Annotated in this window: 9 protein-coding genes; all 9 read right to left on the reverse strand. The window is 49.7% G+C overall.

All coding sequences use genetic code 11. The features are described from left to right. Nucleotides 1-44: 44 nt before the first annotated feature. Nucleotides 45-1,739, reverse strand: a complete 1,695-nt coding sequence (locus H9Q78_RS06720; RefSeq protein ID WP_249304502.1) for a putative ABC transporter permease subunit — start codon at nucleotides 1,737-1,739, stop codon at nucleotides 45-47. Beyond that, nucleotides 1,732-2,457 carry an ABC transporter ATP-binding protein gene (locus tag H9Q78_RS06725; protein ID WP_249304504.1) on the reverse strand — a complete coding sequence of 242 codons (726 nt, stop codon included), beginning with the start codon at nucleotides 2,455-2,457 and terminating at the stop codon, nucleotides 1,732-1,734. Before H9Q78_RS06725 ends, H9Q78_RS06720 begins: the two co-directional genes overlap by 8 nt. Before the next feature lie 53 nt (nucleotides 2,458-2,510). Then, nucleotides 2,511-3,494, reverse strand: coding sequence for an SPFH domain-containing protein (locus H9Q78_RS06730; protein WP_330595283.1), 984 nt, complete (start codon nucleotides 3,492-3,494; stop codon nucleotides 2,511-2,513). Between the two features lie 197 nt (nucleotides 3,495-3,691). Then, nucleotides 3,692-4,315, reverse strand: a complete 624-nt coding sequence (locus H9Q78_RS06735) for an ABC-2 transporter permease (protein WP_249304509.1) — start codon at nucleotides 4,313-4,315, stop codon at nucleotides 3,692-3,694. A 4-nt stretch (nucleotides 4,316-4,319) separates the two neighbouring features. Further along, entirely contained in the window at nucleotides 4,320-5,162 is an 843-nt protein-coding gene (locus H9Q78_RS06740; RefSeq protein WP_249304511.1) for an ABC transporter ATP-binding protein, read from the reverse strand. Nucleotides 5,163-5,187: 25 nt separating this feature from the next. After that, entirely contained in the window at nucleotides 5,188-5,556 is a 369-nt protein-coding gene (locus tag H9Q78_RS06745) for a GntR family transcriptional regulator (protein WP_249304513.1), read from the reverse strand. Nucleotides 5,557-6,094: 538 nt separating this feature from the next. Continuing rightward, the gene (locus tag H9Q78_RS06750; protein ID WP_249304515.1) at nucleotides 6,095-7,489 is read right to left on the reverse strand and encodes an MATE family efflux transporter; all 1,395 of its coding nucleotides are present in this window, start codon (nucleotides 7,487-7,489) and stop codon (nucleotides 6,095-6,097) included. Nucleotides 7,490-7,700: 211 nt separating this feature from the next. Then, on the reverse strand, nucleotides 7,701-8,600 hold the full coding sequence (locus H9Q78_RS06755) for an alpha/beta hydrolase (protein ID WP_249304516.1): 900 nt from the start codon (nucleotides 8,598-8,600) through the stop codon (nucleotides 7,701-7,703). 132 nt (nucleotides 8,601-8,732) lie between these two features. Continuing rightward, entirely contained in the window at nucleotides 8,733-12,464 is a 3,732-nt protein-coding gene (gene rpoC / locus H9Q78_RS06760) for a DNA-directed RNA polymerase subunit beta' (protein ID WP_249304518.1), read from the reverse strand. Between the last annotated feature and the right edge of the window lie 26 nt (nucleotides 12,465-12,490).

Below are 12,490 nucleotides of genomic sequence, written 5' to 3' on the forward strand. Positions count from 1 at the left end.
TCCCGCCCTGTTTACAAGAGCCGCCGATGTTTTCCGGTATTCCTTTATTCCAAATTTTCGATCCGCCTGATCCCATAGGCCATGACTCCCTTGTACAAAGCGAAGGAGATTGCCGCCAAAAGCACACATGCCGCAGCGGCATACGCAATCAGAGGTATACTGAGGATTTTATACAGCCAGAAGATCAACATTCCTATGCCAACCCCTGCGATCAGGTTCAGAAGCATTCCGACCATAACGTTCATATTCTGTTTCACGGCCTGCTGCTCGCTCTCCCAGGTCAGCTTGGGATGGAACAGATCCATAAACAGCTGGATCAGGCACTGGATCAGATTGGCTAGGACACTCCCAATTAAGGCAAACGGCAGAATCCATACGGGAAGCCCAAAGCCTCCCATCAGCACAAGGAGGATGATCAGGCAGTATAAGGTCGTACCGCCGACCCCGATATAAAGGCCTGAGAGCAGCTTCGCCTGAAGCTGTGTACGGAAAGATACGGGAATCGCTTTCATAAACTGGAAGTTCTTTCCCTCCCTGGAAATCGCGGTGCCAGCCACATAATTGAAGAGACCCGCTCCCAGCGATATACACAGGACACCAAACAGGACAACAGCGCTGGCTCCTGTGCTTCCCAAATTCAATGCGGAAAGCAGACCGCCGATATCGATTCCTCCCGATTTACTGAACTGCAGTACAAGCGGGATCAGGAAAAAGAGCGGCCATAAAAATACCAGCATCACACAATTCATAAAATAAATGGGCGTCCGTATCAAAAGCCTCAGCTCCTTTAACAGATATGCCTGTCTCGGGCTGCGCCTCCTGTTCAGCTTATTGCTTTCTTTGGAAGAAACCGCTTTCCTCCTGGCTGTCGTCTCCCGCATTCCCATGGCGCCCGCAAAATACAGTCTTTGGGCTATCAGGAAGAAAACCACCAGCGCAAGAGCCGTGATCCCCAGAAATATCAGCATGGACAGGATACTTCCCTCCGCCACCCCCTTTTCCAGGAAACGAAGGGACGGAAAAATCCCGTTCATAAGCCCCATCAGAGAATTCCTTCCCTTCATCAGCATATCCATCAGCTGTTGATTTCCCATATTGCCCATGCTGGAGGTGAAGCTGCTGATCCCAAACGCAAGGACAAGGCTCAGGATCACACTGATAACGCTGAGAAAGTCCTTGTTTTTTGCCTTTTTAAACACTCTCATGATAATCATGGAGAGTATGGCGCTGTATACCAGCGGCATAACGGGGAGCAGGATTACGGCTATCACAATGAAGATCCAAAACATCGCCCCGGCCCCTGACGCGATTCCATATCCCACCAGGAACGGACAGAGAAAGTACAAGGATGTCAGGTACGTATACAAAAGCGAAACGGTAAATTTCGCTCCCACTATCTGCCAGGGATGGAGCGGCAGATAAAGCAGCTTTTCAATATCTCCTGTCATATAAAATACGGAGATGATCATCGGAAATCCCAGCATCAGGTTCATGATCGAGCCTGCGAAGAAAGCCAGCTCCAGCGCCACTCCTTCCTGTCCTATGGGGGCCAGAAGTCCGTACGCACCTCCTCCTGCCTTATATAACATACCGATCATGGGAATCAGACAGACGAGGAGTATGAGCCACATGGCTCCCTGGCTGAGATTGCGTTTTTTCTTTTTATTTTTTCCGGAAGCAGCGAATCCTCCCAGGCCGGATTTTAACAGCTTCCTTGTCAGTATCAGATATTTACGCATGTTCCGTCACCGCCAGGAATATTTCCTCAAGACTCGTTCCCTCCGGGTAGCCATGTCTCAGCTGGTCCAGCGTACCCTGGAATACGATTCGGCCCTTGTTGATGATCACTACCTTGTCACAAAGTTTCTCCGCCACCTCCAGAACATGGGTGGAAAACAGAACCGCACATCCGCTGTCCGCATGCTCCCGCATCATATCCTTCAGCTCAAAAGCCGCCTTAGGATCCAGTCCGGTCAGAGGCTCATCCAATATCCACAGAGACGGGCTGTGGAGCAGAGCGCCCATTACCATGATCTTCTGCCTCATGCCATGGGAATAGCTGAGGATTTTATCTCCCAGCGCGTCCGCCATCTCGAACCGCTCCGCCATCTCCTTTATCTTCTCACTTCTTCCTTCCGTGGGGACGTCATAGATATCCGCCATGAAATTCAGATACTCCAGCCCCTTGAGCCGCAGGAAGCTGTCCGGATTGTCAGATACAAACCCAATCTTTTTCTTAGCCTCTACTCCATTCCTTTTGATATCGACGCCATCCAGGGTAATGCTCCCTTCCGTCGCTTCCAGGATCCCTGTGATCATCTTGAGCGTAGTCGTTTTTCCCGCGCCGTTGGGCCCGATAAAACCGGTGATCTTTCCATCCTCCACGGAAAAGGAACAATCATCCACCGCTTTGTGCATCCCGTTGTAAACCTTTGATACGTGCTCCAATTGAATCATTGTCTTTCACCTCTTGCTGTCCCGTCCCCGGGCAGTCCTCTCCTAATCTATTTTTAGTAAATACTTCCGCTGTTCACGATTGGCTGGGCATCTTTGTTTCCGCAGAGTACCACCAGGAGATTGCTGACCATGGCCGCTTTTCTCTCTTCGTCCAGTTCCACCACATCGTTTTCGTTTAATTTCTCCAACGCCATCTCGACCATTCCCACTGCGCCTTCTACAATCTTCTGCCGTGCCGCAATGATGGCCACCGCCTGCTGTCTCTGGAGCATGGCCGATGCGATTTCCGGCGCATAGGATAAGTGGGTGATCTGTACGTCGCTGACCTCCAGACCGGCATCCTTTACCCTCTCCTGAAGCTCGTAGCACATTTTGTCAGCGACTTCCCGGGTGCTCCCTCGGAGCGTCTTTTCATCCGCGTCGCTGCTTCCGCTCCCATCGTCCCCTATATCATAAGGATACAGGCGGGCTACGTTCCGGATAACAGAATCACATTGGATGGACAGAAAGGTCTTATAATTATTGACATTAAATACCGCTTTCGTCGGATTTACCACCCTCCAAATGACTACGGCTCCTACGATAACCGGATTCCCCAGCTGATCATTGACCTTCTGCTTCTCATTATTCAGAGTCATGGTCTTTAAGGAAACCTTTTTGCTGAAGGTAGTGCACAGCTGGATGTTGCCGCCGGCAATCGTGGTCGGAGTGGATTTTACTGACGGATTCACTCCCGTACAAAATGGATTTACAAGATAAAATCCTTCCTGCCGGATTGTACCGTAGTAAGTGCCGAACAGTACCAGCACCAGCGCTTCCTTCGGCGCCACCACTTTGAGTCCCATCACTGGAAGAGACACCGCGCAGACGAGCAGGATACCCACCACGAGCAGAATACCGAATGCCGGACCTTTCAAGAATAACGCGCTGCATATGATAGCAGCCGTACCTCCGGCCAGAAAAAGGAATGCCAGCAAAAGCCCGACCATACCGCTCACCGGAGCCAGTTCCTTCTCCTTCGAAAAATCACCTTTCATCATTACCCTCCTATCCGCGCCCTTTAAACGCTTTCAAGCTTTTTCACTTATAAGTTGATATCATTTTGATATTATCTAGATACTACCACCCCGATATTGCAAAGTCAATTACAATTCTGTTAACTAAAAAATACATTATGAAATAAGAGACAAGGCCGCCGTGGCGTCCGGCAGCCCTGTTGTTCTAAGCATAAAATTTAAAATTCTTTTTTACTGTATATCCGCAGAGTCAGCATACAAGACAGAATCATAAATATCACGGCGCATAATACTATAAGCGGGGTCATCGCTATCAAGTCCTGTATGGTAAAGGCCGGCTCCACTCCTGTCTTTTCAATTAACATAATTGTCATGAAAGGAATCAGGAAAATAACCACCAGGATGATTCGGCATTTTTCAGCTCCCATTTTAAAAAGGATCGGGATAATGAGGGACAGAAAAAAGGATGCCACACAAAAAGCCATTATGGATACCCACAATCCGTTATCCAGCCGTACATGGCTTTTCAGATTCATGATCGTCTGAATCAGGGCCCCGCCTCCGGCCGCCGCCCCCATGGCAATCAGAGACAGGATATATTTACTTAGGACCACCTGCGCCCTCGATACAGGCAGCACGTTCACATAACTGATCCAGCCGCTTTTTTCCTCGTAAGAAAAAGAATAGATCACCAGCATGGCGCTGAAAAAAACCGCAAATATCTGAACTCCCGCCATTCCTCTTCCAAATACTCCAAAGGCATAATATAATATCAGGATTCCTAAATACATCGCAATGACTTTCCGCATGGTCAAAAACTCATTTAATAAAAGTCCTTTCATGGCATTATTCCTCCCTGCTGTAATAGAGCATGATGTCTTCCAGGTTCGCCGGGTCCACGTGCATCCCGCCCGGTATCTTTTTTCTTTTCACTAAAGCTTCCACACCAAAAGCGCCTTCCCGCACGCCTGCTACAGCGCTTTTGCTCAATTCTTCCAGTTCCCGTCTGGAACAGTGCAATATTCCATAGCTCTCCAAAAGTGCGTCCTTTTCTTCCGAAAACAGGATTTTACCTTTGTGTATAAATGTGATATAATCACATATTTTTTCCAGGTCACTTATGATATGGGAAGAAATAAAAATACTATGCTCCTCATCCTGAATAAAGTCCTGGAAAGTCTCCAGAAGCTCTTCTCTTGCCACCGGGTCCAGCCCGCTGGTCGCCTCATCCAGAATCAGAATCCTGGTATCATGGGAGAGCGCCACAGCCATGGACAACTTCATCTTCATCCCCCTGGAGCACTCCTTGACCTTCTTCATCGAATCTATGCGGTACTGCCGGAGCAGTCCTTCGTATTTCTCCTGATTCCAGCTTGCATAAAATCCTTTCATAATCTTCCCCACATGCTTTGCCGTAAGTTCTTCGGAAAAGCAGCAGGTGTCCATGACCACGCCTATGGAATCCTTCAGCGCCCTCGGCATATCCCGGCATTCCTGGCCTAGTATCTGAATGCTTCCGCTGTCCCGTTTGATCAAATCCAGGATCAGTTTGATCGTGGTCGTCTTTCCTGCCCCATTCTCTCCGATGAATCCCATGATACACCCTGAAGGTAAAGTGATGTTCACATCCTCCAGCTTAAAGCCATTATACTGTTTCGATACTTGTTCTAATCTCAATGCATCCTGCATAATCATTCTCCTCTTTTCTGGCCTGTTATTCCATCATCAGACGAAGCATCTCCGCCAGTTCTCTGCCGCTCAGCCCGCAGTCCTTGGAGGCCTTCACCGCTTTCTCAAGATATTCTTCCACCTCCCGCAGTTTCTGTTCCTTGATGAATTCTCTGTTCGGCGCGGCCACAAAGCTGCCTTTCCCGGTATAGGAGACGATGAATCCTTCCCTCTCCAGCTCTTCATATGCCCGCTTCGTGGTGATCACACTGATGCGGAGCTCCTTCGCCAAAAGTCTCATGGAAGGAAGCGGATCTCCTTCCTTCAGCTCTCCGGCTATTATCTGCGTTTTGATCTGCGTCACAATCTGGTTATAGATCGGCTCGCCGCTGGCATTGCTTATGTAAATGTTCATATGATTTCTCCCATGGGCTTACAATATTGTATATATATAATATATACAATATTTACATTATGATGTCAATAGGTTTTTACTAGTATCTTTTGGAAAGTATACCTTTAAACATCTTTCAAACAAACTTTTTTTGTGTGATTGCAAAGCAGGAGGAAATCCGCTTCCATCCAGGCGGCTCGCTGGCAGCCGTAACCACGATCTTTGCGGCCTCCGATCGGTCCTTTCCAACTGACATGGATAAATCGATATTTTTCCATGTCAGATTCCAATAAAAACCTGCATGAAATTCGGTTTTTACCTCCCTGCGGCCGGGAAGATCCTGCTAACGGCTCTGCGGCGCTCACCTTACGATGGAATCAGATTGTTCCTCCTGTTCCTCCTCCCGCACCAACGTATCTTCCGTTTGCCTCAAAAGCTATTGGGGCGGTCTGCCGGCGCCAGACTAGAACTTAATCGAAATTTGCTGAAAGTGATCGCAGAATGCTTTTAACAAAAAAAATCCGGCGCATCGCCGCCGGACTTCCTCTCTTCTATTCTTCTATACGACTCTTTCTCTTCTGCTCTGGCCCTGCAGCAGCCCTTTCATATATCTGCTGAAGCATATATACGTAACAACGACTGTGATGATATTGGACACCGGTTCTGCCAGGAATACACCATACGCTCCCATAAAGTACGGAAACAAGAGTACCAGCGGAATCATCACGAATACCTTCCTCATCAGGGCAAAGATCAGGGAAAGCTTTGCATTTCCCATGGCCACGAACATATGCTGATTCACCATCTGCATTCCAAGCACAAAGTTAAAGCAGAAGGCAATCCTTATGGACGACGTACAAGTATCAAGCAGGGTAGCGTCCGTCGTGAACAGGCCCGCCACCTGTTTCGGAAACAGCATAAAAAACGCCCACATGGTGGTCGCGCAGACCATGGAACAGATCCTGGCATAGTGGACCGTTTTCTTCAGTCTGCCGTAATCTCCGGCCCCAAAGCAATAGCCCGCGATGGGCTGCGTTCCCTGGGTGATGCCCTTTAAAGGCATAAAGAATATCTGATACATGCTGTAAATGATGGTCAGGCATCCAATATACATATCACCTGTGGCAATATCCACACACCATTTTCTCAAAAGCAGGTTCATGAGAATCTGAACCAGGCTGTCATTTGCCAAAAACGCAAAATTTGACACTCCAAGTGCACAGATCTTTTTCACATTGTACCATTTTACCGCCATATCCTTCAGGCGGATACGGATAATGATCTTCTTAGAAAAAAGGAGTAAGATAAGGACCCAGACTGCTGACACCAGCTGTGCGATGACAGTTGCAATCGCCGCTCCCGCGATTCCCATATGGAACGTATAGATGAAGATAGGGTCCAGTATCAGATTGAGGACTGCGCCGATCACCACGGTCAGAGTCCCCAGCGTAGTATATCCCTGGGCATTCAGGAAGGAATTCATCCCCATGCTGATCATGACAGGAATCGTCCCCAGAACATAAATGCGCAGGTAGGACGCGGCATAGGGAAGCGCTTCCTCGCTGGCGCCGAATATCCGGAGTATCGGACCGCAGAAAAAGTAAAACAAGACGGTCAGCAGCACTCCCAGCGCCAGCAGCATGGAAAAGGAATTCCCCTGCAGCACCGCCGCACCTTCATAATCCTTCTCTCCAAGCCTGATGGAAAGCAGAGGAGCTCCGCCCATCCCGACCAGATAGCTGAATGCCGTAATGATCAGTATGATAGGCAGGGTCAGCCCAAGGCCCGTCAAAGCGATGGTTCCAACACCTTCCATATGCCCGATATAGATTCGGTCCACCATGCTGTAAAGCGCATTCACGACTTGCGCGATCGTGCTCGGTATTGCCAATTTAAGGAGCAGCGGCAATATCTTCCCCTTTGCCAGCTGCTCTTCCATCTCTGCTCCCTTCATCCCACTTTCCTCTTTTCATCTGTACAAAGATTCTCCGTCTCTTATCCAATCAGCTTTCGTTTGTCCGAAAACAGACGGTCTGTTTCAGCCAAACTAATCATATCACATATTGTACAAAACGAAAAGAGAAATTCAATATCTCTTATTTAATAGGATAAATCCATTATGATTAATCATATCAGTAAGAAAATATTAGAATAAAAAAGGACCTTCACATAACTCCACTGTCTTTCAAGAACTGCCGTACCATCTTCTCATACACCGCCTCATCCGATTCGTAACTCTTGGCATGTGCCGCACCGCTGGCAATATATATACGCTTTTCTGAGGCGCATGCGTGATAAAGCTGATATACCATAGAGACCGGGACCAGCTCATCGGCATCGCCATGTATGAACAGAACCGGAATCTCAGATTTCTCCACCTGGGTCACAGGACTGTATCCCTTCAGGCTGTATCCTGCTTTCCACCTGCAAAACAGTTCAACCGTATAAAGAATCGGAAATGCCGGCAGGTGATAGCGTTTTCTAAGCTGATGCCGCAGTTCTTCCCAGCCGCTGGCAAAGCTGCAGTCCGATACCGCGCATTTCACCTGGGAAGGCAGCTTCTCTCCCAAGGATGAAAGGACTGCAGCCGCACCCATGGAGACTCCATGAAGGATGATTTTATGATTCTCACCAAACCGTCCCGCCAGATAACGGCACCAGCTCTGGCAGTCGAGCCTGTCCAGGCATCCAAAGCCCATGTAGGTTCCCTCACTCTTGCCATGACACCTGTCATCCACGAGAAGAACCTGAAAACCAAGTCTCTCATACATGGGCACAAACGCACATCCGTCCCGCATGCCGTCTCCTCTGTAGCCGTGGACAAAAATCACCGTCTTATCTGATGCCTCCCGGCCGGTCAGAAGCCCGCGGAGTTTTGTCCCGTCAAAGGCATGTATCTCCACCTCTCTTAAAAGACAGCCATTGGTCTGCCTATCGCAGCTGTCCCGCAGGCCGCCTGACTTTTGGCTCCCCAAAAGCCCCTGGAAAATAAACCAGGAACTCAAAAGATCCGCCGCCGTCAGTATCCCTGCAGCCCCAGCCGCATATCTCATCCATTTTTTCATATACAATTCCTCAACTTTCCGGAGGTATTTATTCTGCAGGAAGTCCAAAGAACTTCCCTTAAGAATGAAAAAAGGGCCGGATTCTCCCCTGGAATCCAGCCCTTTTTTCATATTCCGCACCTGACGCGGTTTTTATTCTTCGTCCAAAGACACTTCCAATACTTCGTCTTCTTCCACAAAATCATCGAAATCCTCATCATAGCCGCCTTCTTCCTCTGCGTCTATGTCGTCTAAGACCTCATCATCCGGCTCCTCGGCGAAGGTCATCTCTTCTCCAAAGTCTCCTCCAAAATCCTCGGACAATACAATTTCATCATTTTCTTCTATATCTGTATTCAGCTTCACAGAACGATACCGCTTCATACCGGTGCCTGCCGGTATCAGCTTACCGATGATGACGTTTTCCTTCAGGCCGATAAGCGGATCGACCTTACCATTGATAGCCGCCTCCGTCAACACCTTTGTTGTCTCCTGGAAAGATGCCGCCGACAAGAAGGAATTGGTAGCCAGGGAAGCTTTGGTGATACCCAGAAGGACCTGCTTGCCCTCAGCCGGCTTTTTATCCTCCGCGATCAGCTGTTCGTTCATGTCGTCAAAATCCAGAACCTCCATGGAAGCGCCCGGCAGCACATCGCTGTCACCGCTGTTCTCTATCCGCACCTTCTTAAGCATCTGGCGGACGATTACCTCCACGTGCTTATCGTTGATTTCCACACCCTGCAGGCGGTAAACTCTCTGTACTTCCTGGATCATATAATCCTGCACGGCGCGAACGCCTTTGATCTTCAGGATATCATGAGGATTCACACTGCCTTCCGTCAGCTCGTCGCCTGCTTCCAGCACCTGGCCATCCTGAATCTTGATTCTGGAACCGTAAGGAATCAGATAGGTTTTCGAATTTCCAGTTTCATTATCCGTGATGATGATCTCACGTTTCTTTTTCGTATCCTTGATCGTGGCAACGCCGCCGAACTCTGCAATAATCGCAAGTCCTTTGGGCTTTCTCGCCTCAAAAAGCTCCTCCACACGAGGAAGACCTTGTGTAATATCGTTTCCTGCCACACCGCCGGTATGGAATGTTCTCATCGTCAGCTGAGTACCAGGTTCTCCGATGGACTGTGCCGCAATGATGCCGACCGCTTCGCCTACCTGCACCGGCTGTCCGGTAGCCATGTTGGCGCCGTAGCACTTCGCACAGATTCCCAGATGGGATTTGCAGGTGAGTATGGTACGGATCTTCACAGAATCCCGTCCCAGTTTTTCCAGCACCTTTACAACTGCCGCCGCACGCCTGGGCGTACAAATGTGATTTTCTTTTACTACCACTTCTCCTGTATCCGGATCTGTAATGGTCTCTGCGATATATCTGCCTGTCAAACGTTCCTCCAGGCCCTCGATCACTTCCCGTCCGTCCGTAAATGCGCGGATCTCCATGCAGGGAATCGCCTTGCCTTCACAGCAGTCGATCTCACGGATGATCAGGTCCTGGGACACGTCTACAAGACGCCTTGTCAGATAACCGGAGTCGGCTGTACGGAGCGCCGTATCAGAAAGTCCCTTACGAGCGCCGTGGGCGGAAATGAAATACTCCAAAACGTCCAGTCCCTCACGGAAGTTGGACTTGATGGGCAGCTCAATGGTACGTCCCGTCGTATCCGCCATCAGACCACGCATTCCGGCCAGCTGTTTGATCTGCTTATCAGAACCACGGGCCCCGGAGTCAGCCATCATATAGATGTTATTATATTTATCCAGGCCGGACAGCAGGTCGTGAGTCAGGATGTCATCGGTATTCTTCCAGGTCTCGATAACCTCTTTATAACGCTCTTCCTCGGTGATCAGACCACGCCGGAAGTTCATGGCAATCCGGTCTACCGTAGCCTGTGCGTCAGCCACCAGCTTCTTCTTCGTCTCCGGCACGGTCATATCGGAAATGGATACGGTCATGGCCGCTCTGGTGGAATACTTGTAGCCCATCGCCTTGATGCTGTCCAGGGTCTCCGCCGTCTTGATGGGGCCATGCGTATTGATGACCTTCTCAAGAATCTGCTTCAGCCCCTTCTTTCCCACATGGAAATCAATTTCCAGGCTCAGCTCATTTTCCGGCACGCTTCTGTCTACAAAGCCCAGATCCTGAGGAATAATCTCATTGAAGATAAAACGGCCCACAGTGGACTCCACGATCCCGCTCTTTACGCTTCCATCCTCCATGGTCTTGCTCACGCGGACCTTAACACGGGAATGAAGTGTAACTGCTTTATTCTCATAGGCGAGAATCGCCTCGTTGATATTCTTGAATATCATCCCTTCGCCTGTGGAGCCGGGACGCTCCTGGGTCAGGTAATAAATTCCCAGCACCATATCCTGAGACGGAACCGCCACAGGGCCGCCGTCGGAGGGCTTAAGAAGGTTGTTAGGCGACAAAAGCATGAACCGGCATTCTGCCTGAGCCTCTACGGAAAGAGGAAGATGGACCGCCATCTGATCCCCGTCGAAGTCAGCGTTGAACGCCGTACAAACCAAGGGATGAAGCTTAATCGCTTTCCCTTCCACGAGAATCGGCTCAAATGCCTGGATTCCCAGTCTATGAAGGGTAGGAGCACGGTTCAGCATGACCGGATGTTCCTTGATGACATCTTCCAGAACGTCCCAAACCTCCGGCTGAAGTCTCTCTACCATTTTCTTCGCGCTTTTTATATTATGAGTGGTGCCGTTGGCCACCAGCTCCTTCATCACGAAGGGTTTGAAAAGCTCAATTGCCATCTCCTTGGGAAGACCGCACTGATAAATCTTAAGTTCCGGGCCTACCACGATAACGGAACGGCCGGAATAGTCAACACGCTTGCCGAGCAGATTCTGACGGAAACGCCCCTGTTTTCCCTTTAGCATATCAGAAAGAGACTTTAACGGGCGGTTCCCCGGCCCAGTCACGGGGCGGCCTCTTCTGCCGTTATCGATCAAAGCGTCTACCGCTTCCTGCAGCATACGCTTTTCATTACGCACAATGATATCCGGCGCGCCCAGCTCCAGAAGCCTTGCCAGACGATTGTTTCTATTGATGATCCTTCTGTACAGGTCATTCAGGTCAGACGTAGCGAACCGGCCTCCGTCCAGCTGTACCATGGGACGCAGATCGGGTGGAATCACCGGAATCACATCCATGATCATCCATTCCGGCTTGTTTCCGGATGCGCGGAACGCCTCCACAACTTCCAGACGCTTGATGATCCTGGCCCGTTTCTGTCCGCTGGATTCCTTGAGGCCCTTCCGCAGTTCAGCGGAATCCTTCTCCAGGTCGATGGAACGCAGAAGCTCCTGTATCGCTTCGGCTCCCATTCCCACCCGGAACGTATTACCCCATTTATCATAAGCCTCCCGGAATTCTTTTTCCGAAAGCACCTGCTTATACTGTAAATCTGTCTCGCCTTTATCCAGAACGATATAAGATGCGAAATACAGCACCTTCTCCAAAGTACGGGGCGACAGGTCCAGAATCAGTCCCATACGGCTGGGGATTCCCTTAAAATACCAAATGTGGGACACCGGAGCCGCCAGGGCGATATGGCCCATACGCTCCCTCCGGACGCTGGCTTTCGTCACCTCCACGCCGCATCGGTCGCAGATGACTCCTTTGTATCTGATTTTCTTATATTTACCGCAGTGGCACTCCCAGTCCTTGCTGGGCCCGAAAATACGCTCACAGAACAGGCCGTCCTTTTCCGGTTTCAGCGTCCTGTAATTGATGGTCTCCGGCTTTTTCACTTCGCCTCTTGACCATTCCAGGATCTTCTCCGGAGATGCCAGGCCGATTTTGATCGCGTCAAAAGTCAACGGCTGATAGGTTTCATTCGTTGTTTCAGGCATGAGTGGTTCTCCCTTCTATCTATATC

This window comes from Qiania dongpingensis (assembly GCF_014337195.1).
Taxonomy (GTDB): domain Bacteria; phylum Bacillota; class Clostridia; order Lachnospirales; family Lachnospiraceae; genus Lientehia; species Lientehia dongpingensis.